Below are 24,951 nucleotides of genomic sequence, written 5' to 3' on the forward strand. Positions count from 1 at the left end.
GCCGAAACAGGGCTTCAGTTATGGAAAACAACAAAGAATATCAAGTACTTCTGTACTACTGCTACGCAAAAATTGAAAATGCTGAAGAGTATCGAGAGCAACATCATCTTTTCTGTGTAGAAAATAATATCAGAGGCCGAATCATCATTTCTGATGAAGGGTTGAATGGGACTGTCTCTGGTTTGAAAGAGGATTGCGAAAAATACATGGCCTATGTTCATTCCGATCCTCGCTTTGCAAAAACTGAATTCAAGATCGATTCGCATGAGACTCATGCTTTTGCAAAGATTCATGTAAGATATAAGCCTGAGATCGTTCACTCTTCCTTGAGACATCTAGATCCTAATGTAAAGACAGGAAAACACCTAGAGCCTGAAGACTTCAGGAAATTGAAAGATGAAGAAGATGTGGTGATCTTGGATGTTCGTTCCAACTATGAGCATGAGTTGGGTCATTTCAAAAATGCCTTGACTTTGGATATCGACAATTTTAGAGACTTTCCTGAGAAAGTGAAAGAGCTGGAGCATTTGAAAAATAAGAAGGTACTGACTTATTGTACTGGAGGGATCAAATGTGAAAAGGCTTCTGCATTCTTATTGGAGCAAGGATTTGAGGATGTCTATCAATTGCATGGAGGGATTATCAAATACGGAATGGAAGCTGGGGGAGAGGATTTCGAAGGGAAATGTTACGTATTTGATAACCGAATCGCTGTAGACGTGAATAAGGTAAACCCAACAGTGGTTTCAAAATGCCACGTTTGTGGAACTCATTCCGATAGAATGGTCAATTGTGCCAATCCAAGCTGTAATATTCACGTTGCTGTTTGTGAGGAGTGCGGTTGGGAACTGGAAGGGGCATGTTCTACTGAGTGTAAGGAGCATCCTGAGAAGCGTCCTTATGACGGAACAGGCTATTACCAAAAGCAATCCAACGGATATAATCCATATAAAGGATTACAGCGTACACCAAAAAAAGAAAAACAACTCCATGGCGAAGCGGCAAATTCTTGATTCTGAATTGATCCTTAATGCTGATGGAAGCATCTATCATTTACATTTGAAGCCAGAACACCTGGCTTCACTTGTTTTTACAGTAGGTGATCCTGATCGTGTTCCTTTGGTTTCTCAGTACTTCGATCAGATAGACTTTCAGATTCGCAAAAGAGAATTTGTTACTCATACTGGCAGGAAAAATGGTCAGAGAGTTACCGTAATGAGTACTGGAATGGGAACCGATAATATCGAGATTTTCATGACAGAACTAGATGCACTGGTCAATGTGGATCTAGTAACTCGTCAAGAGAAAGAAGAAAAAACCAGGCTTCAGATTATCAGATTAGGTACTTCTGGTAGCATGCAGGAAAGTATTCCTGTTGGTTCGCTATTAGCATCTGAGATAGCAATCGGCATGGATTCCCTAATGGCCTATTACCCGGAATTGTCTGGATCTCAAGAAATCGGAAGGACTGTAAAAGAAGAATTGGGGTTGGAATTTTCTCCATATCAAGCAAATGCATCTCGATTGTTGATTTCCAAGTTAGCAGGAGAATTTGTCAAAGGAGTGACATTGACCTGTCCGGGCTTTTATGCGCCTCAAGGTCGAGAAATACGTCTAAAACCGAGATTTGACCAAATGATCGAAAGGCTTGCTAGCTTGAGAGTTTCGGGAAGAGAGTTGACAAATTTTGAAATGGAAACAGCAGGCTATTACGCAATGGGCGAATTACTTGGGCATGACATGCTGAGCCTAAATGCTATTGTGGCTAATCGGCCTTTGGGAACATTTGATGAAAAAGCTGAAAAAACCGTGGACCATTTGATCCGCGCAGCTCTAGAAGTTTTTGTTGCAAAAAATTAATCACCCTTACGCTAAATATCTTTTTTCGAAGAAACTAGAATCCATTTTTAGATCGTCCCATTCGTTATAATCAATTTGTTGAAGCATCTTCCCTAAAAAATCGGCACACTCTTGTTTGCAGAGATAAACACCAAATGTGTTTTCCGTCCTATTGACTAAAAATGCTCTGCTGCTGTCAAAAAGTCTAACCAAATCCTTCCAAGACCCTAAAAGAAGAAGTTCATCTTTATTTTGGGCTGTCTGGATTATTTTAAAATTGCCAAGGGAGCTTGAGATCTTCATAAAAAATAGATTAATGTATAGTTCAAATCTATGTTTTATGTCAGCCAAGATCAATACGTATTAATACGTATTTTTCAATAAACACCTCTTATTCTATGAAGCTTCTATTCTTTTGAGCCCAGATTAACAGAGCGTTATGCTTTTTTTCAAGATTTAGCTTAGAAATCATATTGGATCTATGCTTATCGACAGTCCTTTCTGAAATAAAGAGTTTATTCGCGATGTCTTTGGATGAAAGACCTGTAGCAATAAGCCTTAGAATTTTCTTTTCGGAAGGAGTGAGCTGAGTTTCTTCTCCATTTAAGGAGCTATTTTCAATTTCATCAAATATTTTTTCACTAAAAAATGTCCCGCCATCTAATACAATCTCAATTGCTTTGGAAAGGTCGTTCAATGCGAAATCTTTGAGTATATAACCCGATAGGTTTAAGTCCTTTGCCTGATGATAAAAGTATAATTCCTTGTGAAGTGTGAGAAGGATAAACTTGGTGTCAATCCCTTCTTCTTTACAGGCCTTTGCTACTTCAAGTCCTGTAAGGCCTGGCATTTCCAGATCGAGAATGGCCAGTGGAGGTCTAGATCTTTTGATTTTCATCAATGTGTCGAGGCCGTTGGATTCAGCAGCTATAATATTTAGCCCCAGTCCTTTCAAGAAATCTTCCAGCCCTTTCAATAAGATAGGGTGGTCATCTGCTATGATTACTTCTTTTTGTTTAGCTGACATTTACAAAAAATCTTAATGTGGTACCTTTTCCTTTTTCACTGGTAATATTCATTACACCAGATATTGAAGCGGTTCTTTCTTTTAAAGTTTTCAACCCCAAGCTTTGGAAGTCGTTATATTTTTCGGAAAAATCGAAGCCTTTTCCATTGTCCTCAATCAGTAACTGAAGCTTTCTTTGGTCGATTTTTAAAATAACTCTTAAGGCCTCAGCTTCTGCGTGTTTTAGAATATTGTTGATAGCTTCTTGCGTAATTCTATAAAGCTGTAATTCTGTGTTTTTTGAGATTTTGTTTTTAATGTCTTCAATATCTGTACTAACAAACAAATCAGTTTCCCGGTCAATCTGGTCAAGCATCTGTTCTAATGCCATGGAAAGCCCCAATTTCTCCAGCTGCATAGGGTGCAAAGACCTAGCAATTGATCTCAACTCATTAATGGCGGTATCAAGCATTTCACCTGCATTCTCCTGTTGATTAAGAATGACTTTGTTTTTGATCAATAGGAGACTTTGGCCCAATCCATCGTGAAGATCCTTTGAAATTCTTTTCCGCTCTTCTTCCTGAGTTTTGAGTAATTCTCTGGAAAAGTTCTCTTGAAGTTCTTTTTCTTTTTTACTGGACTTAAGCTTGATCATCAGAAACCCTAGCCCGCCCATTGCTATTAAGCCTACCATTGAAAAGGCAAAAAGGGTAGTTCTTTTTTCAGAAACTTGTTTCAAGTTTTCCACTTCCATACTCTTTTCTAAGACCGCCTTTTCTTTTTTCTCGGTTTCATACAGGGTTTGAAAATAAGAGAAGCTATTCCTCTGATTGGATTCGAAAATGGAATCTTTGAAATGGTTTCTTGCTTTCAGAAATTGTAATGCCGATGCGGTGTTTCCCAGTTTCTCATTGGCATCTTCCAAAAGCTGAAAAGCTTCCAGTTTGTGATCCATATCCCCGCTTGATTCCGCTTGAGCCAAAGCTCTATTTCCTAATTGTAAAGCAGTGGAAGGGTTGCCCTTTGTCAATTCTATTCTGGCCTTCGCTATGAGATAGGAATTGTGATTCTCATTCACCTCAGAGGATTTTTGCATTTCCTGGACAGCTCTATTGAAATATAATTCGGCACTATCCAGTTGAAGACGCTCCCCAAAAAATTTAGAGATATTAAATAATAGAATAGGAGGTATGTAAGGTCTGACTTCACCAGTTTGACGCAATGAGTCTGCTTTCAACAAATTTTTAATCTGAAGAGAGCTCAGTCCTTGTTTTTTCAAGTCATTGGCCCGGTTGTAAAGTTGGGTAACTTGATTTTCAACATCTCCTTTTGAAGCGGCATCTGACATGAGTTCTTGCCTGACTGAATCTGCTTCTGCATAAAGTCCATATTTACTAAAGAGGATAGCCGCCCCCGCTCTTACATAATTTGCATATTCGGTATCTCCTAAAGCCTCATAAATATCTTGAGCTTGATGGTAATCCTGCATTGCTCGTAGGAAATTTCCTTGATAGTCTTCTGCCTGAGCTCGGAAAAAGTAAGTATCAGCTATATAGATAGAGTCTTGGTTGGTAAACCTTTCAAGTGCGTCTGAATAAGATAGAATTGCAGAATCAAAATTGTAAAGATTGAAATAGGCTCCTGCAAGTTTCAGATGAAGGTTGCCTTTTAGCTCGCTTTCTTTGAGTTCACTTTCATGCGAGAGGGCCTTTAGCAAAATGTCTTTTTTGAGAGTGTCTGCTTGAGCCTCAGGATTAAAAGTGTGAAATAACTCTATGGATTTCTCAGCCTGAGCCTTGAATTGAGCGGATTTTTCATACAGCTTAATCAATTGTAGAGTCAATTCAAAGCGTGTCGAATCAGGTAATTCAGGGTTCTCTAGTTTACCCTCTAACTCTTCGATTTGGGAAATAGAATCCTGTGCAGCCAAATTCGCTGGGAAAAAAAAGACGATAAAAATTGTCAGCATTAAAAAATGAAATGCGCCGACAGACAGGTGTTGAGTCCGCATACTCAAATATAACTATTAGCGTCTTACAAATCTCCTTATCGATTATAATCCTCACTTTCCAGTCCCGCTAAAACTGAGTTATTGCAGCTTATCATTACTCTAGTCCATAAGTAGGATTAATAGGGTTGTTCGAAACATGTTGGGTCGGATATTAGTTAATATTATAGAACGTATTGATTATTAATTAATTATGAATTCTTTTTTTATTGATTCTTTAAACCCAAAAACCTTTCTAAATGCCTAAACTGTACTCTTTATTATGTTTCCTTTTATTAGTGGTCAATGTAAAAATTACAGCCCAGCAGATTAATTTAAAAGGAAAAGTGCTTGACCTAGAAGAGAATAGGCCATTGGAATTTGCCAATATTGCCTTGCTTAGTCTTCAAGATTCCTCAGTTGTAACTGGAGGTATGACTGATTTGGATGGTGCTTTTGACTTCGATGCTGCAAGTGGAAGCTATATCTTCCGAGTTGGTTTTATTGGATATGAGGAGTATTTCGAAAAAATTGACCTTGGAGATAGAAACCATGTCAATTTCGGAGTAATCAAGCTTCAGGCGGATTCACAAAATTTGGATGAAGTAGTAGTAGAAGGAGTGACTTCCATGTTTGAATCTGATATAGACAAGCGGACCTATAATGTCGAAAACAGCATCGTTTCTCAAGGTCAGACTGCTGCCCAACTTTTAGCAACTCTTCCTTCTATTCAAGTAGACGATGAAGGAGGAATAACCATGAGAGGAAGTGGAAATATTCTTATCTATATCAATGGACGTCCTTCCAATCTCTCAGGTGATGATACAGAAAGTATCCTATCTCAATTTCCTGCAAATAGTATTCAATCAGTAGAATTAATTACGAACCCTTCTTCGCGATATGATGCAACAGGAGTTGGTGGGATCATTAATATCGTTTTGAAAAAGAACGAAAAGTTGGGTTTTAATGGCCAAGTGGATGCTTCTATAGGTACTCGTGAAAAGTATCAAGCGGGAGTAAATCTAAACTATGGTACCGGGAAGGCCAATTATTATATGTCCTACAATTATCAAAATAGAAGACAAATTGAGAAAGGGGAAGGGACAAGAACGACCGATATTGAAGGCTTTTCTCCGACATTGAGTCAAGTTCAAGATGGCTATGAGTTGGAAAAAACTCACCTTCTCAGGGCTGGAGTTGATTATTCTGTGTCTCCAAAAGGAATGCTTGGACTGTATTTCCAAGGCAACTTTGATGATGAGGTCGAATATGCAGATATCAATCAAAGGAATTTGAGTCAAACAGGAACGCTTGATTCTAGTTTTGTGAGACAAAATGAAGAGTTCAGTAAAAGTAAAAATTACGAAGGTGGAATCAATTATACCTTGAACCTAGATACCTTGGGCCAAAGGTTATATACCTCACTTTCCTACGCATTTGATGATCGAAGCCAAGAGGAATTCTATGAGCAGATGTTCTTGACTTCGGAAGGAGCCAGTGATCCAACTAAGCGATTGACCCAGACAAATGACAGACCTAGAGAAAGTAATTTGGTGGTCTTTCAGATGGATTATGAAAAGCCTTTTGAGTCAGGGGCAAAGATTGAATCAGGGTTGAAAGGAACATTTGGAAACTGGATGTGGGGGCAAACTTTTGCTCAGGGAGACCAATTCTCTGAGTTTGAACCAGTGGAAGTAGACTCATTGACTGACTCCTTTGATTATATGGAAAATGTCTATGCCGGATATTTTACATACAGAAATAAGAAAGGAAATTTTGGCTATCAATTGGGAATGAGAGCAGAATATACAGAGACGTTGGGGGAAACTGTCAGGAATCAGGAAAGCTACCCCAATGATTATTTCAACCTATTCCCTAGCATGTTTTTGAGCTATACACTGGGGACTGAAAACGAATTGACCGCCAACTATACCCGGAGGATCTCCAGACCAAGAATGTGGGATTTAGCTCCTATTTACAGAGTGAGAGATCAATACAATTTGAGTATTGGTAATCCTGCTCTTCAACCAGAATACACTGACAGTTATGAGTTTGGTTATATGAAAGGTTGGGAAAGATATTTACTCAATGCTACCGTATATCATCGCTATAGTACCAATGTGGAAACTAGGATAACCAGAATCACAGATGATAATGTGGCCATCCAAAGCAGAGAAAATGCAGATACCCGCTCAGCGACAGGTTTTGAACTGGTGAATCAGGTCCAGGTTACCAATAATTTTGATGCGACGCTTACCGGTAATTTCTTTTATTCTAAAGTGAATGGAGAAAATATTGAAGGAGGTTTTAGCAATGAAAATTTCAGTTGGACCCTGAGCTTTTTGGGAAATTGGTTGATCCCTAAATGGTTTAACGTACAGTTTCAGGGAAACTATAGAGGCCCTATTGTTTTGCCACAAGGACAAATCGAGCCACAATGGACTTTGAATGTGGGGATGAGAAAGGATGTGCTCAAAGGAAATGGGACCATCAGTTTGAATGTTTCCGATGTGTTCAATACAAGAAACTTCAGGATTACGACAGAAGATCCCCGATTTACGCAATTCAGAAAATTCCAAAGAGAAACCAGAATTGGGACTTTATCTTTTACTTACCGATTTGGAGGATTTAAAGAAAAGCAAGGCGAAAGAGGTTCCCGAAGAGAAGGAGGAGATGATATGGGAGATGACTTTTAATAGAAAGGCTGGTCAATTGATCAGCCTTTTTTACTTTTAGGAATGAGTGAGTTGACCGATCAAATTATAGAAGCTTTGAAGGATAAAGCAATTCCTGAGAAAGCTGCCTTTTTTCCGAGATTTTTCAAATCAGGACCAGGTGAGTATGGGGAAGGAGATCAGTTTTTGGGAGTAAAGGTCCCTGATCAGCGAAAAGTAGCCAAAGAGTTTTTCAAAGAAATCAGTCTGCATGAATTGGAGGATTTGCTGAGAAATCCATTTCACGAGGTAAGGTTGACAGCTGTGATTGCATTGGTCTATCGCTACCAAAAGACCAAAACTGAAGAAGGAAGAAAGGAGCTGGTTGACTTTTACCTTAGCAACCTGAATTATGTCAATAATTGGGATTTGGTAGATACTTCTTGTCATCCGATTCTCGGAGCCTATTATCTGGAAAAAGACAAATCCCTTTTCTATGACCTGGCAAAAAGAGATCATCTCTGGAGTCAAAGAGTTGCCATGGTCAGTTCTTATTATTGGATTAAAAGGGGAGAATTTAAAGATGCTCTAGCTTTGGCTGAAATGCTGAAAAACCATTCCCACGACCTCATGCATAAAGCTGTGGGATGGATGCTTAGAGAAATCGGAAATCAGGATTTTGATGTGGAGTTTGAATTCTTGAAAATGCATTATCAAATCATGCCCCGCACGGCCCTTCGCTATGCCATCGAAAAATTCCCTGAAGACTTGAGGCAGGGTTTTTTGAAGGGGAATATATGAAATACAATGGAAATAAATTTCATGAAATATGACTCCCTCTGGGAGTCGAAATAGCCTCGCTCGTCTCTTGAAACTAATTTATTTTCAAAGTGTTTCACCGACCAGAGGGAGGTTTGTTTCTATTGTATTTCTTCCATATTTCAAAGCTTTTAGCCTTCAATCCCCTCCAATTCACTTAACTCCAGCCAAATCATTTCCAACTCCTCTAGCTCAGAATCTATTTCACCAATCCGGTTGGAAAGCTTCATCAACTCTTCATGATCATCCATTCCAGCTGAGATTTTATGTGTAATGGAGTCTTTTTCAACCTCTAGTTTCGCGATTGCTTCATTGGTCTTTTTAAACTCCTGCTTTTGCTTATAGTTGGCTTTGGCTTTTGGAGAGGAATCAGTGGGGATACTTTTCGTTTCCTCCACTTCAATCTTTGGTTCTGAAGTCTTGATACTTGGTTCTAGGCTCTTGCTACTATTTTCTTTTTCCCATTCTCTGAAATCCGTATAATTTCCTGGGAAGTCCTTGATTTTCCCTTCTCCTTCAAAAACAAATAAATGCTCCACCAATCTGTCCATGAAGTATCTATCGTGGGAAACGATAATCAAACAGCCTGGGAAAGTATCTAGGAATTCCTCCAGGATATTCAAAGTCATCAAGTCCAAATCATTGGTCGGTTCATCCAGAATCAAGAAGTTCGGGTTCTTGATCAAAACCATTAACAACTGAAGTCTCCTGCGCTCCCCACCGCTCATTTTTCCGATAGGGGTGAATTGTTGCTTCGGTGGGAAACCAAACTGGGTTAAAAACTGGCTGATGGTTATAGTCTGTCCTTTGTCCAAGACCACGACTTCCGCCACCTCTTTGACCACATCGATCAGTCTTTTTTCTTCGTCAAATCGATCCTCTTCCTGTCTATAATAGCCGAATAAAGTGGTTTGTCCCTTGGTGACAGCTCCCTGGTCTGGATTGATCAGTCCGGTAATCGTCTGAAGAAAAGTTGTTTTGCCGGCACCATTAGGCCCTACAATTCCGATTCTATCTTTCTTTTTGAAGATATAGGAGAAGTCTTCGATCAACTTTTTCTCTCCATATGCCTTGGAGATTTTGTCGATCTCCAGGATTTTATTCCCCAGCCTTTGTGAAGAAACAGTGAGCTCAATATCCCTTTCTTCTCTTTTGGTAAATGCTTTCTCTTTGGTTTCCTCAAAAGCATCTACACGGTATTTAGCTTTGGTTCCTCGGGCTTTGGGTTGTCTTCGTATCCAATCGAGCTCCTTTTTGTAAAGGCTTTTTGCCTTCTCAATTTCCACATCCTCAATTTGCATTCTTTCGGCTTTTTTATTGAGGAAGTAACCGTAATTCCCTTGGTATCTGTGGATTTTCCCTTGATCAAGTTCCAAGATTTCGTTGGTGACTTTCTCCAAGAAATAACGGTCGTGAGTCACCATGAAAATGGCCAAATTGGCTTTGGAAAGGTAATCCTCTAGCCATTCGATAGTTTCTAGATCCAGGTGGTTGGTGGGCTCATCCAGCAATAGCAAATCAGGTTTTTCCAAAATAGCCTTTGCCAATGCCACTCTTTTTCTTTGTCCCCCTGAAAGGTTTCCAACAGGTAAATCGGTGTCATGAAGGCCTAATTTCCCCAAAACCTCTTTGACTTGATATTCAAAATCCCAAGCCTGAAGCGCATCCATTTGCTCGAAGAGTCGGGACATTTCATTGGAGTTGTCAATTCCTCTTTCAGATTCAAGAAGAGCCTTGTGATAAGCCTCGATGACTATCAAAACCTCTGAATTACTTTGGTCGAAAATGGTCTGGTAAATGCTCAGGTTTGAATCGAAAACCGGGTTTTGATGCACATAGGCGATTTTGACAGCTTGATTCAAAGCAACCTGCCCGGAATCTGGAATCTCCAATCCCATGATGATTTTCATCAAGGTGGATTTTCCAGCTCCATTGATTCCAACTAATGCGATTTTTTGACCTTGGGAAATTCCAAAGGAGATATTTGAAAAAAGCTTTCGTTCCCCAAAAGCCTTGCTGAGATTTTCAACCGATAGGTAATTCATGGGGCAAAAGTAAGGGAAATAGATCTATTCCGACCCATTGAAAATGAAAGCTTAGGAGAGGAATGGAATAAATTTCAGCTGACAAACTCATTTGTTTCGATTATTATTAGAAAATGAAAAGCATCAATGACATTCTTAAGCTTGGTGATCCAAGGCTGTATGAAGTTTGCGAACCCGTGGAGAGGTCGGAATTGCCGCAGGTTCTAGACTGGGTAAACCAGCTTCATGAGGCGATGGAAGATATCCGAAAAGTCTATGGTTTTGGTAGAGGCATTGCGGCTCCACAGTTAGGGATAATGAAGCGCTTGTTTTATCTCAACTTAGACAAACCTTATATCATCATTAATCCAGAGTTGCAGGATTTGAGTGATGAAAAATTTGAGTTGTGGGATGATTGTATGAGCTTTCCCAATCTACTGGTGAAGGTGGAAAGGCATCAATCTCTTATACTTTCCTATTTGGATGAAAACTGGGAAAAGCAAGAATGGAAGGTGGAGGGAGCGATTTCAGAATTGATCCAACATGAATATGATCATCTGGATGGAGTGCTCTGTACGATGCGGGCGATCGATAATAAATCCTATAAATGGAGGTGATTTTTCAAACACCTCCATTATTTTTTTAAGCGTTTTTAAGCATTTTTTCGAAGACTTCTCTCTGCTCGATCATCGCTTTGACTTTATCATCTGGATCGGTTCTACATTCCAATAAAATCCAACCGTCATAGTTCACTCCAGAAAACAAACTCATCAACTCTTGATATGGGTAATCACCCAAGTTCATTTCACGAACGTGGCATGTATCGCCAAGACGATCTTTCACCAAATTGAAGTTGTACTCTAATCCTTGACCGTCTAAATCCTCAGGATTACAGTTCCAGCAGACTCCAGTGCCTTTATTGTCCACATAATCCATCATGACTTTGATGTTGGGAAGGTTTTGGGTTTCTCTTCCATGTACCTCAAGCCTGATGACTTGCCCCATGTCCAAGGCGTATTGGCCCAATTCATTGAGCGCTTTTCCTATTTGCTCCAATGTTTTTTCATGAGGAACTCCTTCGGGGAAGGCATTCGGCTTGACTTTTACTCCGGATCCACCTACATCTTTACTGAGTTGCAACCATTGCTTTGTCTTCTCAATATTATCTTTCAGGACTGCCGGATCTGGACTATGATATTCAAAATTGGTTCCCATGCCAACGATTTCCACTTTGCTGTCGTCAAATTGCTTTTTGACGTCAGCTCTTTGGGTTGGCGTCAAATTCAGGCCTACGCCATGAGCATGATCCACTCTGAGTTCCACTCCATAGATTTTAGCAGCCGTGCAATTTTTTATCAATATGGGAACGTCCCAATCTTTTCCCCATAGGTAGGTCACTAAGCCCAGCTTCATATTTTTAGTGGACATAGGAAAATTGGAAGCTAATAAACTGCCCGGTAGGGCTAAGGCTCCGGTCATTAGGGAAACGTCTTTCAGAAAAGTTCTCCGAGAAGAAAAATTAGGTTTTTGCATTTGTTTAGGGTTGATTTTTCCTACGAGCTTGATGTATTCCTTGAAAAATAGGGAAGAGATTAATCCACGTAGATAGGTTTATTGAAATTGATTTAAGATAAACTCATGAAACAAAATTTTGAATCAAGTAGATTTTAAAGTACTAAAAACTGAGGTGATCGCCAAGTGTAAATCTTTGGTTGGTTAATTTTAAGTAAAATAAAATCAACGGGTTACCATATTAAATACAAGTTAAATCTGTATTCTGACTACTGAGAGTGTAGATATTTTGCCTATTTATGGCTTTATTTTTGACTAAAATTTGAAAAGATATTCATGCAAAAATCCTGGGAGACTTTTATCCGGCAATTCCGTCATTACCTAAAGCTCGAACGATCTCTTAGTGAAAATTCGATCGAGGCATATTGCAGCGATACTGAAAAGTTGGGTCGATTTATGGAAGAGGAATATCAAGGCATTTCTCCTTTGGAGGCCACTACCGATCAGTTGAGAGAATTTATCAGAAGGCTTGGTGAATTGGAAATTTCAGATTTTACACTTGCCAGAATTATCTCAGGAGTAAAGGCTTTTTACAAGTTTTTGATGTATGAAGAGCTGATTCAAAAGGATCCTGCTCAACTGCTGGAAGCTCCAAGATTAGGCAGAAAACTTCCAGATACGTTGAGTTACCATGAAATCAACCAAATTTTGGAAGGGATTTCATTAGGTGAGGCCCAGGGGCATCGCAATAGAGCCATGTTGGAGCTATTGTACAGCAGTGGGTTACGGGTTTCTGAGTTAGTTGGATTGAAGCAAAGTCAAGTGTTTGAGGATGTGGGATTTTTGAGAATCATCGGGAAAGGCAATAAAGAGCGCCTCGTGCCTGTTGGAAAGGATGCCTTGAAATACATGAAGATCTATAAAGAGGAAGTCAGAAATCATCTTCAAATAGCCTCTGGGAATGAAGAATATGTCTTTCTAAACAGACGGGGAAAAAAGCTCAGCCGAGTGATGGTTTTCAAGATTATCAAGGAAGCAGTGGAGAAAGCCGGAATAGAAAAAAATGTGAGCCCCCATACTTTTCGACATTCATTTGCAACGCATTTGATAGAAGGGGGAGCGGATTTGAGAGCTGTTCAGGAAATGCTGGGGCATGAAAGTATTACGACTACAGAAATCTATACTCATTTGGATCGGGATTATTTGAGGCAGGTATTGACTGACTTTCATCCGGGAAGTAAATAAAAAATGGCAGTTTCAGAAATGGACTTTGTCACATTGAGCCTTTAATATTCTTTGACCATACAAAATGGATATGAACGTTTATCTATTTTTGGCACTTTTGAAAGACCAAAAGTCCCCCAAAGTCTTTTGCCTGAATTGGCTTGAAAATGCCTTCGGGCATTTCCTGTCGAATTGGTTCAACCGCTAAAAATCGCCGGATTTCCGAACAAGTTCGGAACTAGCCGATTTTCTTAACGCTTGTTGACCGCAATTCGTCACCAGCCACTTCAAAGCAAATCGTACATTTAGAATCTCGTATAAAATTTAAGATTCCTGAATTTTTATACGAGGACATCAAATTTAGTCTGGACCCGCCTTCCAGTTTTGGGTGTTAAGAAATCAATTGTGAGAAGTGGCAACTAGGAGGCTTGTCTGACGAAAATTTTGCTCCCATAAACTTCAAGTTTAGACAAGAATCTATGCAAGATTGAGGAGTTTGCCGACGTGTGGGGAGGAAATTGATTTTAACCCAAAAATGGATAGCGGTGGGTTTTTTGGTCCTTTTTCACCTAAAGGAAAAAGGACAGAAAATTAAAGTTTGGGGTTAGACTTTAAAGAGGAAAAAAATTTAAAATCATGGGTAATGGCCCAATCCCGATGCAAATTGGGATCGAGATCGAGCTTTTTTGTGGGCTAGGCCTAACCTTATTTACTACTTCAAAACCTCCCTTGCAATCACAATCTTCTGAATCTCAGAAGTGCCTTCTCCAATCGTGCAGAGCTTGGAGTCACGATAGAATTTCTCTACTGGATAGTCTTTGGTAAATCCATAGCCTCCAAATATCTGGACAGCCTCATTGGAAACGGAAACAGCTACTTCGGAGGCGTAATATTTGGCCTGAGCCCCAGCTAAGGTTACTTTTTCTCCACGGTTTTTGAGGTCTGCTGCTTTGAATATCAATAATTTCGAGGCTTCTATTTGGGTTGCCATGTCGGCCAACTTGAAAGAAATTCCTTGAAATCTACTGATAGGCTGGTTGAATTGATGCCTTTCTTTGGAGTATTGAACCGAGGCCTCAAAAGCTCCCTCAGCGATACCTAAGGAAAGAGCAGCAATGGAAATTCTCCCTCCATCCAAAACCTTCATAGATTGGATAAAACCTTCACCGACTTTTCCCAATATTTGGCTTTCATGGACTTTGCAGTCTTCAAAGATCATCTCAGCAGTTTCTGATGCCCTCATTCCCAATTTGTCCTCTTTTCGGCCTCCTTTAAATCCTGGAGTTCCTTTTTCGACTATAAAAGCTGTCATCCCATGAGAATCGCCTACCTCGCCTGTTCGGGCTATGACTACCGCTACATCCCCGGAATATCCATGTGTGATGAAGTTTTTAGCTCCATTGATGATAAAGTATTCACCCTCCTTTTGAGCCACCGTTTTCATATTGGCAGAATCCGAACCTGTATTTGGCTCAGTCAGTCCCCATGCTCCCAACCATTCACAGGTCGCGAGTTTGGGAAGATATTTTTGCTTTTGTTCTTCGGTTCCAAAGGTTAGAATATGCCCTGTGCAAAGTGAATTATGAGCAGCTAAGGAGAGGCCAATCGCTGGATCTAATTTGGAAACTTCAGCGATTGCGGTGACATATTCCATATAGCCAAATCCTGATCCTCCATATTCAGTCGGTACTAAAACTCCCATCAAACCCAATTCTCCCAACTTTTTGAATAGATCTTTTGGGAAAATCTGCTTGTCATCCCATTCTTTTCGGAAAGGGGTGATTTCTTTGGCTCCGAAGTCCCGGATCATATCAGCGATCATTCGCTGGTTTTCGTTCAATTCAAAATTTAGCATGGTAGAATTTGGGTTTATCTCTAACTATGAAACTCTAAGATTCGGAATAAGTTTCACTTGAGCAAATGGTAGATTTCTAATTCACTCATTAAATAGGTCCTTTGCCGTATTTTCTAACTAAATCTTTTGAAATAGATTTGAAAGATGCCTATAAAGGCATTATCAGTTATAATGCTTCAAATTTTGTTTAGTGAAATAGGACTTTTTGTTTTAGCCACTTTGGTGATTTTAGGTTTAGTGTTTTTGCATTTGGTCTTATTTAGGGAGTTTGTCATTCAAGAGAAGATACAGAAGCAAAGGTTAAGGGATCTAGAAAAGCTTGAGATTAAAGAAGTAAGGAGGTCTCAAATTATTTTTTCAGGGAATGAGGTTTTGGAAAAAGTCAAAAATGAATCTCAAGACCAGCTAAATATTATCAAACTTCAGGTGGAAGCCATGGATGTTTTGGCAAAGAAAAAAGAGGATTAATTCTCTGGCAAAGCAAAAGCTACATATGAATCTCCACTTTTGGTTCCCTTTCCTCCGCCACAGGCGATAACCAAAAATTGTTTTCCTTCTATTTGATAAACAGCAGGGGTAGCATGGCCAGAAGCAGGTAAGGGAGCTTCCCAAAGTTTTTCTCCGGTTATTTTGTCGAAAGCCCTAATCTTTTCATCCTTGGTTGCAGCGATAAATAGTACTCCTCCGGCTGTCACAACGGGCCCACCATAATTTTCTGTTCCTGTTTGAGGGAAGCCCTGAGCGATCAAAGAATCTATCTCACCTAGTGGGATTTGCCATTTTTTCAGTCCTGTTTGCATGTCGATCGCTGTCAGTAAACCCCAAGGTGGATTGGATCCATAAAGTCCTTCTTTCGTCAGAAGCTTTTTATAGCCATTCATATAGTATCGGGGATTGAGTGGAGCATTTTCTCCCTCAATTTCCTGTTTGTCTCCTTCCGTGGATTTACCTAATAAATAATCAACCAAGACTTTTCTGTTTTCTGTTGAAATATGATCGAAAGCAGGCATAGCTCCTCTTCCTTTTGTAATCAATCTTTCTAATGAGTCAGAGCTGTATTTCTCGCCGATTTCCATCAAAGAAGGAATCGTTGGCAGATTTCCTTTTCTCTCTAAGCCATGACAGTTCCCACAATAATTGGAATAAACTGCCTGTCCTACATTTTCAAAACTTGAATTGGGCTTCATTTCTATCAACCAAGGGATTTGGTTGGCATTGACATAGAATAGTTGTGTTTCAGGATCGAAAGCCGCTCCTCCCCATTCACCCCCACCATCCATTCCAGGGAAAAGGACGATTGGTTTTTCTAAATTAGGAGGAAGCCATGTGTCACCATAAAGTGCATTGGAAAGCTGATTTTTTATGTCCTTTTCCCATTCTGGTTTAAGGTTGAGAATGTCTTTTTCCTCAAAATTCATATTCATAAATGGCTCCGGAAGACTTGGAATCGGTTGGGTAGGAGAGCTGAATTCTCCCGGTAAGGTACTTTGAGTAACAGGCTTTTCTTCGATCGGCCAAACTGGTTCTCCAGTTTCCCTGTCAAAAACATAGGTCATTCCTTGCTTGGAAATCTGAGCCACAGCATTGATCCATTTTCCATCTTTTTGAATTCTGATCAAATTCGGATTTGCCGGAAAATCCCTGTCCCAGACATCATGATGAACTGCCTGAAAATGCCATTTCCTTTCTCCGGTAGCTGCATCCAGGGCAATCAAGGAATTCGCGAAAAGATTGTCTCCCTTTCTATAGCCTCCCCAAAAATCGTAGGTAGCTGAACCGGTAGGGACAAAGACGGTTCCGCTTTCCTGATCGACAGTCATCCCTGCCCAATTGTTGGCTCCACCTATTTTGGAAATGTATTGAGGGTCCCAAGTATCGTATCCAAACTCGCCTTCATGAGGGATGGTATGAAATATCCACTCCACTTGACCAGTCACAATATTATAGGCTCTGATATGTCCGGGAGCTGCATCCAACCCTTCAGAAAGCCTCATTCCAATAATCAGGAAGTCTTTATAAACAACTCCTGGAGCGTTTGCTACAATCAGGAAGTCTTCTCTTTCAGTATCTAGGCCTTTTCTTAAATCAACTTTTCCCTGATCGCCAAAGCTTAAAATTGGTTTGCCAGTATTCGCCTCAACAGCCATCAGCCAGTTTCCCGCTCCAAAAAGTATTCTTTGCTCAACTCCATTGTCCCAATAGCTCACTCCTCTGTTGGTTCCTGCCCATGAGTTTTCTCCACCTAGGACTTCAAAAGGATCAAACCTCCAAACCTCTTCACCAGTTGCAGCATCCAAAGCAAAAACATCCAGTCCTGGCGTGGTGCCATAAAGAATCCCATTTTTTACAATAGGTTGACATTGGATTTGAGAGCGCTCCGTAGCATCACCGGTCTGATAGGTCCAAGCTATTTCAAGACTTGAAACATTGGATTTGTTGATCTGGTCAAGTGAAGAATAGCGAGAGCCATCAGCCGGGCCACCATAATGGGACCAGTCTGCATAGTCAATGGATTGATCTTCTTTTTGGCAGGAGAAAAATAGGCTGACAAAAAGGGCTAGAAGTAGTTTTTGAGTCATTTCGGGAAAGAGATGCTAGAATATCGGAAATTCTCATCTCTTTCAAAATTCAATTTATAGGGAGTAGGGGAAATCCAATGGGTTTGAGAAGATGAATTCAAAACCCAATTCGATTATCTTATTTCCCGAAATAACTCGATTTTCCCCTTCTTTTGATGAAGCAAAGCTTTTGGGAGGATCTATACCTAAATCTGTGGCATTCTTTTCGTAAACATCTTTTCTCAAGGGGTGAATTGGTGCGATTCCGTTTATAGTCTGGTTCCAGAGATCTTTTTCAATAATGAATTGTAGCAATCTTGTCGAGTCCTGTCGATGGATATAATTGACAGGGGTATGGCCAGTGACATTTTCTTTGTCCGAGAAATATTTCCCAGGAACTCTTTCATCGCCCAAAAGGCCACCAAATCTGACAATAGTTAAGTCGCCATCAAATTTCTCTTTCCAGAAATTCTCAGCCTTCCATAGCCAACTATTTCCAGTGGTTTCATTCGTAATCAAATCCCCTTCTGTATACTCTGCTTCTTTGAAATCATTTGGATATACCCCAGAGCTACTTACGAATATGATTTTTTCAACTTTCGAATTTTCCACCAATCCCAATAGGAATTTCATCTGCTCCATGAAATGCTCTCCTCCTTGAGATTTGGTTCTAGGAGGGACGTTAATAACCAAGATTTGGGATTGAAAAAGCTTTTGAAAATCCAGACCTGATGGGTAAGGAATCAATGAAAACTGGATCGCAGGAACTCCTTTTTCATTAAGCTCTTTGGTCTTTTGGGAAGTTGTGGTGCTACCAATAACTGAATATCCAGAATCAATTAATTCTTTTGCCAGAGGGAGGCCGATCCAGCCCAATCCGATTATGCTGATTGATTTTTTGCTCATATATGAAAAAACCTCCCGAGGCTCGAGAGGTTCAATTTTTTTAGTCTTTTTTAGGCATTGTCCCTAAGATCATATCCCAAAGTGGAGTACTTACCCCAAAAGCTTTATCCGGATCCTTGTAATGGTGGATTGCATGGTTTACCCAAAGAATCTTCAAGAAGTTCTTAGGAGGATTGAATGCGTGAACAATGTAATGAACACCTAAATAGGAAGCATATCCAATAAGAAAACCTGGAAGAAAATAGAGTGCAAAATCTCCCATAATCAATTTGAAAACCAAATAGAAGATAGCTGCATATGCAGCACTCACAAACGGAGGCATTGCCAAGCGATCTTTATCCTTAGGATAATCATGGTGAACACCATGAACAGTATACTGAAGCTTGTCTTTGATAGGAGTGTTTGGCTCCATATGGAAGAAGTATTTATGCATCAAATACTCTACTAAAGTAAATGCGATATACCCAATAAACAGGACCAACAATCCCATTCCCAAATTTATAGATGTGCCCAAAGCATAATAGAACGAAATCGCAGATAGAACAAGGAACATCGTGATAGGAATCGAGATGTGTGTTCTAGAGATTTTTTCTAGTATTGGATTTTGGAACATCTGTGCAGATCCGAAATTGTCAGGTCTGTCCAGTCTACCAATCTTTTTCATTGCATTACTGATTAATTCTCCAATAGTTGGCTACAATTTGGTGCAAAAATAACCCAGAAGTTAATTAATACACATTGATTTTCGTCATAAATCTGATATTTCAGACTTTTGCCAAGCAATTTTCAATGGTTTTTTGGTAATACTTGACATATAATGGGAGGATTTCTGATATGTCAAATTCTTTTGCCCTTGCTAAAGCATTCTCTTTGAAAGTTGGCAAATTCTTATCATCCAAGATTATCAGAGCCTTTTCTTTCATGTCCATGACATCTCCTACCTTACAAACGAATCCTGTTTTTCCATTGATATTCAGTTCTGGAATTCCTCCTGCATCAGAAGTCAAAATAGGGACTTCACAAGCCATTGCTTCCAAAGCAGCCAAACCAAATGATTCTTTCTCAGAAGGCATTACAAACAAATCCGCTACAGAAAGTACTTCCTCAACAGCATCCAGTTTTCCTAAGAATCGGATATCATCACAGGTTCCCAGGTCTCTGCAAAGTCTTTCCATTTTATCCCGCTCTGGACCATCACCCACTAGAAGAAGCTTCGCCGGAATTTCTTTTCTGACTTCGTAAAATACTCTGATTACATCTTCCACTCTTTTTACTTTTCTAAAGTTGGAAGTGTGAACCATTAATTTTTCACCATTTGGACAAATTGCAAGCTTGAAATGCTCTTTTTTCTGCTTTTTAAAGCGGTCAAGATCGATGAAGTTTGGTATTACCTCGATGTCTCTTTTTATATCAAAATGGCTGTATGTCTCTTTTCTCAAATCCTCAGAAACAGCTGTCACGCCATCTGATTGATTGATGGAGAAAGTTACCACCGGTTCATAACTTGGATCTTTGCCTACCAAAGTGATATCAGTACCATGCAAAGTAGTTACTACAGGTATTTGTATTCCTTGCTCTTTCAAGATTTGCTTAGCCATGTAAGCAGCAGAGGCATGGGGGATGGCATAATGGACGTGAAGTAGATCTAAGTTTTCATATTTGACTACTGAGACCATTTTACTTGCCAGGGCCAACTCATAAGGAGCATGCTCAAACAAGGGATAGCTTTTGATGTCTACCTCGTGATAGTAAAGGTTTTCACTGAAAAAATCGAGTCTTGTAGGTTGACGATATGTGATGAAATGAATTTCATGACCAATTTTAGCCAATCCTTTTCCAAGTTCCGTGGCTACTACACCACTACCACCAAATGTGGGGTAACATACAATTCCAATCTTCATAGTTTTGTGCGGGCTGTTTCGGGCAGTCTGTCTCTAAACACACAAGGCCCTAACTTTTGTTCAAAATATAAATAAATAATACAAAAGAGCTGGGTTTTGATCTATTGAACGATGTGTAATATTATTGGTTATCAGCTTTTTAAAATGAATTGCAGAATAAATAATCTTTTGAAAATTGAATGTTTGGAAGAATCCTTAACTTTTACATCTCAAGTTATTTTAGTTTTGATTTAAGATTTTATTATGAGTAACCAGCAAGGAGAAAAAAAGATAAAACTTCTCGAAGCTATGTCCATAGGAATTGGCGGCATGGTTGGCGGAGGTATTTTTGCGGTGTTGGGTCTCGCTGTTACTTTGGCTGAGGGAGGAACTCCTGTCGCATTTTTGGTAGCAGGAATTATTGCTTTGCTCACTTCTTACAGTTATACCAAATTGTCTTTGGCTTACCCTGATAAAGGTGGTACGGTCCGGTTTATCAATGAAGGATTCGGGAAAAACATCTTCAGTGGAGGCGCCAACAATCTGCTTTGGATCTGCTATGTGGTCATGCTTTCCCTTTATGCTTCAGCTTTTGGAAGTTATGCACCCAACTTGATTTCGATTACAGGAGATAAAGGAATTGACTTTCATATCGCAGCGAGCTTTGTGATTGTATTTGCCACCTTGATCAATTACTACAGCATCAAAGTAGTTGGCCAAATCGAATCCATAGCCGTGGTTATTAAATTGATCATTTTAGTGAGTTTTGTAGGGATAGGCTTGTATGGATTAAGTGGAAATGTAAACCTAGACCAATTAAATTATTCCAATTGGAAAACTCCCTTTCAGGTATTTAGTGGAGGGATGGTGATTTTTGTAGCCTATGAAGGTTTTGAGTTGATTGCCAACGCCGCACCAAGTATCGAAAATCCACAAAAGAATATCCCAAGAGCCTATTATTACTCAGTTTTATTCGTGATTGTCCTTTATATCTTGATTTCGATCGTAACTGTGGGTTCGCTAGCATTCAAAGAAATTGCCAAAGCCCAGGATTATGTGTTGGCGGAAGCAGCCAAACCCATGTTGGGCCAAGTGGGCTTTACAGTGATCACAGTGGCTGCATTAATTTCTACCTTTTCAGCGATTAATGCTTCCCTTTACGGAGGTAGCAGAGTCAGTTATGAGATTTCTGAAGATGATGAGTTGCCACATGAACTGACTTCTCAACTTTGGAATCAGCCAGTTGGATTAATGATTACTGCAGTTTTGACTTTGGTGATTTGCAATACCATTGACTTGGAAAGTATTTCCACTTCAGGAAGTATTGGTTTCCTAATTGTTTTTGCCCTAGTCAATTACGTTGCTTTTAAAAGATCTAAGGAGGTAAATGGAAACAAGTGGATTCCTATGGCAGGGATTTTCATGACATCTATAGCTACCATTGCCTTGATAGCTGAACAATTTCAAACCAATAAATTTGGGCTAGCAATTGCGCTTTCCATCGTATTGGTTTCTTTTCTGATAGAGTATTTTTACAAAAAATCAGAAGCGTACCGCCTAAATCGTATGAAATAGAAGTTATTTCTTGGCCATTGCCTTGTAGATGATATCGTGAATATCTGTTCGGATTCCTTCCCGCAATAGTTTGGTGTTCTGAGCCTCAGGGTAAACTCTGTTGGAAAGGAATACATAGATCAGGTCATTTTCAGGATCTGCCCAAACGCAAGTTCCAGTAAATCCAGTGTGACCAAAAGTAGATTTCGGGGCCAAAACTCCAGCGGATCCACCTTTGTCTTTGTCAGGATCTGGCTTATCCCAACCCCATCCTCTCCGACTTTGATTGGACTGTCTTTTGGTGAAATCTGAAATGATATTGGGTTTAAGCAAAGTGACATCCCCATAATACCCGCCATTTAGCAACATTTGCATCATGACCGCCAGATCATTGGCTTTACCGAATAAACCAGCATGTCCTGCAACGCCACCATACATGGCGGCACCTGGGTCATGGACGTATCCCTTGACCTGTCTTTTTCTAAAGGCGACATCGTTTTCAGTTGGTGCAATATTGTCCAATGGCATTTTCTCAAATGGCTTGAAAGTCATGGTGGTTAACCCCAGTGGACTGTAGAAGTTTTGTTCCAAAAATTCATCCAAAGGCTGGTTGACTAACTTTTCCACTACAGCCTGCATAAAATACATGGTCAAATCTGAATAAACATATGAGTTTCGGCCGCCTCTTTTAGGTAAAAGGTCGGATTTCACAGTCCAATTCCAAATACTATCTCTCAGGCCATCTCTGGCAAACATATCATTGGAAACCGGTCTGGTAAATCCAGGAGTAGCAGAGGGTTTATAATAATCTCCTCTCCATTGACCGGACTCAACCGTGTGTACATAGTGAGGTATAAAAGCCTTCAATCCAGCTTCATGTGCCATCACATCTTTGAGAAGAAGATTGGCTTTGTTGGTTCCTTTCAGCTCGGGAAGGTAATCTCCCAAGGTTTTGTTCATATCCAATTCGCCACGACTCGCCAAAAACATAACTGCTTGCGTTGTAGCCAATACTTTGGTAATGGAAGCTAGATCATAGACAGTTTCTGAGTTGACTTTTGGGCTAGATTTATATTCTAATTGTCCATAGGAACGCTCGAAAACGACTTTTCCATCTTTTACCACCAATACATTGGCTCCAGGGGTTGCCTGAATTCGGATTGCTTTGGCCACGACATCGTCTATTTCATCCAAGGTTTTGGAATCAAGACCGGCGCTTTCAGGAGTCCCGTAGGAAAGGCGATGTAAGCCTTCTAGGTACCCACCTACGCCATATCTGAATTGTGGACTCACCGAAACTGGCAAAATTCCCATTCCCGGTCTTCCTCCAAATAAAATCTGTGGAGTCAAGTTTTGGGTCATGTTATTGTTTTCAAAAGCAAAGACCACATGTCCCAATCCTTCGAGGAATTTTGATGCATAGGCATTTCCAAAAAGTACAGTTACCACATTTTGTCTTTCTTCCAGCTTTCTTAGCAATGCCACATCACCCGGTGCGATCCCGAATGCTCTTTTTGGACTATTGGTAATTCCCATCAAGCCGACCACCACTACGTCGTAATCTTCCAATTTTTTAATGAGATTGTAGTGTGAAGATTCGCTAGATGCTTTATCTATTTGGAAATGGTCAAAACCGGCATACTTATCCAAACTTTTCTCAAAGTCTTCGCCATCTCCTCCAATCGTCAAGCTTGCGAATTTTTTAAGGTCAAGTCCTTTGAAAGGAATTAGGCCTCCTTTATTGGAAGCTACGGTGATTGCTTCGGAATATAAATTTTCACGGATTTCTTCAGTGTGTGGAGTGTTCAGCCTGTCGATCAGACCATGAGTTTTGATTGGACGGTAATTGTTCAGGCCAACTTTGTATTTCGCCCGAAGTATTTTTTTGACTCTTCTGTTTACTTCTTCTTCCGTGATTTTTCCTTCAGCAATAGCCTGTTTAATCAAAGTTTTTGCTTTTGGAACATCTTGAGAGTAAAGCAAAACATCATTTCCTGCCAATAAAGCTTTGACATCTACTACGCCGGGGGCGTTATTTTGAGCAACACCTCTCATATTGAGTGCATCAGTGAAAATCAGACCTTGGAAATTCATCCTTTTCTGTAAAAGGTCTGTAACAACCTTCTTGCTCAAGCTTGTAGGTGTTTGACCTGTATTATCCAGGCTAGGGATATTTAAATGAGCAACCATGACCGACATCAGATCTTCCTTGATTAACTCCTGATATGGATATAGGTCCACATCCCATATTTTTTGCTCAGTGTGATTGATCACTGGCAATGCATAATGACTATCTGATTCCGTATCACCGTGGCCAGGGAAGTGTTTCGCATTGGCAATGACACCATGATCTTGAAGCCCTTTCATATATGCCACAGCCCTTTTGGCTACCGCATTTTTGTTTTCTCCAAAAGCTCTGTAACCAATTACAGGATTGTCGGGGTTGGAATTAACATCCACCACTGGAGCAAAATTGATATGCATTCCCAGTTCTCTGAACTGTCTAGCCATCTCTGTTCCCATGTCATAAATAAGGTCAGGGTTTTGAATGGCTCCCAATGTCATCGCTTTTGGAAAATCTGCAATCGAATCAAGGCGCATACTAATACCCCATTCAGCATCCATAGCAATGAAAAGAGGGGTCTTTGAAAGAGCTTGGTAGTAATTTGTTAGTCTAGCTTGTCTATCTGGTCCGCCTTGAAAAAAGATAAGGCCACCAAGATTTTCACTTTTAACCAAATTGCTGATTTCATCAATATGCCTTTGGTCTTTATTGGAGTATGCTGCGACCATAAAAAGTTGTCCTAATCGCTGGTCCAAAGTCAAATCTTCAAATACAGAATCCACCCAAGTCAATTGGGCCATTTCATTGGAAGCAATTAGTGGGTCTTCTACCAATATCGCATTATCCATTCTACCTGAGGTGAAGAAAAAAGCGATGCAACAAAGGAGGAAAACACCGGTAAGCTTTTTACTCATACTTGAGTTAATTTTTAATCCTTAACTTTTGAAATAAATTTGTGGAGTAGGCCAAGCGTCTCAATCAATCTATCAACGTCAATAATCTCCTATTCGCCTGTCTGTTAGAATTATCCTGTAGATTTAACAAATTGAAGATAGGAAAGAAAGGGCA

19 protein-coding genes are annotated in these 24,951 nt (G+C 39.9%); 8 read left to right on the forward strand and 11 right to left on the reverse strand.

The annotated features are described in order from the left end of the window. The first annotated feature begins 20 nt into the window (after positions 1 to 20). Complete coding sequence (trhO, locus tag BUF13_RS15435; protein WP_073572719.1) at positions 21 to 1,013, forward strand: oxygen-dependent tRNA uridine(34) hydroxylase TrhO; 993 nt, start codon at positions 21 to 23, stop codon at positions 1,011 to 1,013. Further along, positions 991 to 1,860 (forward strand): nucleoside phosphorylase, encoded by an 870-nt coding sequence (locus tag BUF13_RS15440; RefSeq protein ID WP_073572720.1) that lies wholly within the window; start codon positions 991 to 993, stop codon positions 1,858 to 1,860. The genes trhO and BUF13_RS15440 overlap by 23 nt, the downstream gene beginning before the upstream one ends. A gap of 6 nt (positions 1,861 to 1,866) precedes the next feature. Here the strand turns inward: BUF13_RS15440 and BUF13_RS15445 are convergent, their stop codons facing one another. The 3 genes from BUF13_RS15445 to BUF13_RS15455 form a co-directional block, all read right to left on the reverse strand. After that, on the reverse strand, positions 1,867 to 2,142 hold the full coding sequence (locus BUF13_RS15445; protein WP_073572721.1) for a hypothetical protein: 276 nt from the start codon (positions 2,140 to 2,142) through the stop codon (positions 1,867 to 1,869). Between the two features lie 88 nt (positions 2,143 to 2,230). After that, positions 2,231 to 2,866: a response regulator gene (locus BUF13_RS15450; RefSeq protein WP_073572722.1), complete on the reverse strand. Its 636-nt coding sequence runs from the start codon at positions 2,864 to 2,866 to the stop codon at positions 2,231 to 2,233. Then, positions 2,856 to 4,814 (reverse strand): tetratricopeptide repeat-containing sensor histidine kinase, encoded by a 1,959-nt coding sequence (locus BUF13_RS15455; protein WP_073572723.1) that lies wholly within the window; start codon positions 4,812 to 4,814, stop codon positions 2,856 to 2,858. Before BUF13_RS15455 ends, BUF13_RS15450 begins: the two co-directional genes overlap by 11 nt. A gap of 278 nt (positions 4,815 to 5,092) precedes the next feature. On the opposite strand from BUF13_RS15455, the gene BUF13_RS15460 reads away from it, so the two are divergent. After that, positions 5,093 to 7,528, forward strand: coding sequence for a TonB-dependent receptor (locus BUF13_RS15460; RefSeq protein WP_073572724.1), 2,436 nt, complete (start codon positions 5,093 to 5,095; stop codon positions 7,526 to 7,528). 42 nt (positions 7,529 to 7,570) lie between these two features. Beyond that, complete coding sequence (locus BUF13_RS15465; RefSeq protein WP_073572725.1) at positions 7,571 to 8,287, forward strand: DNA alkylation repair protein; 717 nt, start codon at positions 7,571 to 7,573, stop codon at positions 8,285 to 8,287. Between the two features lie 149 nt (positions 8,288 to 8,436). Here BUF13_RS15465 and BUF13_RS15470 read toward each other — a convergent pair whose 3' ends face one another. After that, positions 8,437 to 10,350: an ATP-binding cassette domain-containing protein gene (locus tag BUF13_RS15470; RefSeq protein WP_073572726.1), complete on the reverse strand. Its 1,914-nt coding sequence runs from the start codon at positions 10,348 to 10,350 to the stop codon at positions 8,437 to 8,439. A 113-nt stretch (positions 10,351 to 10,463) separates the two neighbouring features. On the opposite strand from BUF13_RS15470, the gene BUF13_RS15475 reads away from it, so the two are divergent. Then, positions 10,464 to 10,946, forward strand: a complete 483-nt coding sequence (locus BUF13_RS15475; protein ID WP_073572727.1) for a peptide deformylase — start codon at positions 10,464 to 10,466, stop codon at positions 10,944 to 10,946. Between the two features lie 25 nt (positions 10,947 to 10,971). Here the strand turns inward: BUF13_RS15475 and BUF13_RS15480 are convergent, their stop codons facing one another. Further along, positions 10,972 to 11,862, reverse strand: coding sequence for a sugar phosphate isomerase/epimerase family protein (locus BUF13_RS15480; protein WP_073572728.1), 891 nt, complete (start codon positions 11,860 to 11,862; stop codon positions 10,972 to 10,974). 315 nt (positions 11,863 to 12,177) lie between these two features. Here BUF13_RS15480 and xerD point away from each other — a divergent pair, with 315 nt between their 5' ends. Beyond that, positions 12,178 to 13,086 carry a site-specific tyrosine recombinase XerD gene (xerD, locus tag BUF13_RS15485; RefSeq protein ID WP_073572729.1) on the forward strand — a complete coding sequence of 303 codons (909 nt, stop codon included), beginning with the start codon at positions 12,178 to 12,180 and terminating at the stop codon, positions 13,084 to 13,086. A gap of 691 nt (positions 13,087 to 13,777) precedes the next feature. On the opposite strand, the gene BUF13_RS15490 is transcribed toward xerD, so the two are convergent. Beyond that, the gene (locus BUF13_RS15490; RefSeq protein ID WP_073572730.1) at positions 13,778 to 14,920 is read right to left on the reverse strand and encodes an acyl-CoA dehydrogenase family protein; all 1,143 of its coding nucleotides are present in this window, start codon (positions 14,918 to 14,920) and stop codon (positions 13,778 to 13,780) included. A gap of 183 nt (positions 14,921 to 15,103) precedes the next feature. Here BUF13_RS15490 and BUF13_RS15495 point away from each other — a divergent pair, with 183 nt between their 5' ends. Then, positions 15,104 to 15,388, forward strand: a complete 285-nt coding sequence (locus BUF13_RS15495) for a hypothetical protein (RefSeq protein ID WP_134204494.1) — start codon at positions 15,104 to 15,106, stop codon at positions 15,386 to 15,388. Here the strand turns inward: BUF13_RS15495 and BUF13_RS15500 are convergent. The 4 genes from BUF13_RS15500 to bshA all read right to left on the reverse strand — a co-directional run bounded on the left by BUF13_RS15500 (position 15,385) and on the right by bshA (position 20,285). Next, on the reverse strand, positions 15,385 to 17,499 hold the full coding sequence (locus tag BUF13_RS15500) for an outer membrane protein assembly factor BamB family protein (protein WP_073572732.1): 2,115 nt from the start codon (positions 17,497 to 17,499) through the stop codon (positions 15,385 to 15,387). The genes BUF13_RS15495 and BUF13_RS15500 overlap by 4 nt on opposite strands. A gap of 54 nt (positions 17,500 to 17,553) precedes the next feature. After that, positions 17,554 to 18,384, reverse strand: coding sequence for an NAD(P)-binding domain-containing protein (locus BUF13_RS15505; protein ID WP_073572733.1), 831 nt, complete (start codon positions 18,382 to 18,384; stop codon positions 17,554 to 17,556). A 40-nt stretch (positions 18,385 to 18,424) separates the two neighbouring features. Further along, positions 18,425 to 19,048: a sterol desaturase family protein gene (locus BUF13_RS15510; RefSeq protein ID WP_073572734.1), complete on the reverse strand. Its 624-nt coding sequence runs from the start codon at positions 19,046 to 19,048 to the stop codon at positions 18,425 to 18,427. A gap of 100 nt (positions 19,049 to 19,148) precedes the next feature. Continuing rightward, complete coding sequence (bshA, locus tag BUF13_RS15515; protein WP_073572735.1) at positions 19,149 to 20,285, reverse strand: N-acetyl-alpha-D-glucosaminyl L-malate synthase BshA; 1,137 nt, start codon at positions 20,283 to 20,285, stop codon at positions 19,149 to 19,151. Positions 20,286 to 20,528: 243 nt separating this feature from the next. Here bshA and BUF13_RS15520 point away from each other — a divergent pair, with 243 nt between their 5' ends. Continuing rightward, positions 20,529 to 21,839, forward strand: coding sequence for an APC family permease (locus BUF13_RS15520; protein WP_073572736.1), 1,311 nt, complete (start codon positions 20,529 to 20,531; stop codon positions 21,837 to 21,839). A gap of 3 nt (positions 21,840 to 21,842) precedes the next feature. Here BUF13_RS15520 and BUF13_RS15525 read toward each other — a convergent pair whose 3' ends face one another. Next, positions 21,843 to 24,797 carry a serine hydrolase domain-containing protein gene (locus BUF13_RS15525; RefSeq protein ID WP_073572737.1) on the reverse strand — a complete coding sequence of 985 codons (2,955 nt, stop codon included), beginning with the start codon at positions 24,795 to 24,797 and terminating at the stop codon, positions 21,843 to 21,845. Between the last annotated feature and the right edge of the window lie 154 nt (positions 24,798 to 24,951).

Origin of the sequence: Algoriphagus zhangzhouensis (assembly GCF_900148515.1) — a bacterium.
Taxonomy (GTDB): domain Bacteria; phylum Bacteroidota; class Bacteroidia; order Cytophagales; family Cyclobacteriaceae; genus Algoriphagus; species Algoriphagus zhangzhouensis.

Coding starts and splice junctions, on each gene's coding strand:
- BUF13_RS15475 (WP_073572727.1), top strand. CDS start 10,464: ATGAAAAGCATCAATGACATTCTTAAGCTTGGTGATCCAAGGCTGTAT.
- bshA (WP_073572735.1), bottom strand. CDS start 20,285: ATGAAGATTGGAATTGTATGTTACCCCACATTTGGTGGTAGTGGTGTA.
- trhO (WP_073572719.1), top strand. CDS start 21: ATGGAAAACAACAAAGAATATCAAGTACTTCTGTACTACTGCTACGCA.
- BUF13_RS15470 (WP_073572726.1), bottom strand. CDS start 10,350: ATGAATTACCTATCGGTTGAAAATCTCAGCAAGGCTTTTGGGGAACGA.
- BUF13_RS15505 (WP_073572733.1), bottom strand. CDS start 18,384: ATGAGCAAAAAATCAATCAGCATAATCGGATTGGGCTGGATCGGCCTC.
- BUF13_RS15500 (WP_073572732.1), bottom strand. CDS start 17,499: ATGACTCAAAAACTACTTCTAGCCCTTTTTGTCAGCCTATTTTTCTCC.
- BUF13_RS15455 (WP_073572723.1), bottom strand. CDS start 4,814: ATGCTGACAATTTTTATCGTCTTTTTTTTCCCAGCGAATTTGGCTGCA.
- BUF13_RS15510 (WP_073572734.1), bottom strand. CDS start 19,048: ATGAAAAAGATTGGTAGACTGGACAGACCTGACAATTTCGGATCTGCA.
- BUF13_RS15440 (WP_073572720.1), top strand. CDS start 991: ATGGCGAAGCGGCAAATTCTTGATTCTGAATTGATCCTTAATGCTGAT.
- BUF13_RS15465 (WP_073572725.1), top strand. CDS start 7,571: ATGAGTGAGTTGACCGATCAAATTATAGAAGCTTTGAAGGATAAAGCA.
- BUF13_RS15525 (WP_073572737.1), bottom strand. CDS start 24,797: ATGAGTAAAAAGCTTACCGGTGTTTTCCTCCTTTGTTGCATCGCTTTT.
- BUF13_RS15450 (WP_073572722.1), bottom strand. CDS start 2,866: ATGTCAGCTAAACAAAAAGAAGTAATCATAGCAGATGACCACCCTATC.
- BUF13_RS15490 (WP_073572730.1), bottom strand. CDS start 14,920: ATGCTAAATTTTGAATTGAACGAAAACCAGCGAATGATCGCTGATATG.
- xerD (WP_073572729.1), top strand. CDS start 12,178: ATGCAAAAATCCTGGGAGACTTTTATCCGGCAATTCCGTCATTACCTA.
- BUF13_RS15520 (WP_073572736.1), top strand. CDS start 20,529: ATGAGTAACCAGCAAGGAGAAAAAAAGATAAAACTTCTCGAAGCTATG.
- BUF13_RS15460 (WP_073572724.1), top strand. CDS start 5,093: ATGCCTAAACTGTACTCTTTATTATGTTTCCTTTTATTAGTGGTCAAT.
- BUF13_RS15480 (WP_073572728.1), bottom strand. CDS start 11,862: ATGCAAAAACCTAATTTTTCTTCTCGGAGAACTTTTCTGAAAGACGTT.
- BUF13_RS15445 (WP_073572721.1), bottom strand. CDS start 2,142: ATGAAGATCTCAAGCTCCCTTGGCAATTTTAAAATAATCCAGACAGCC.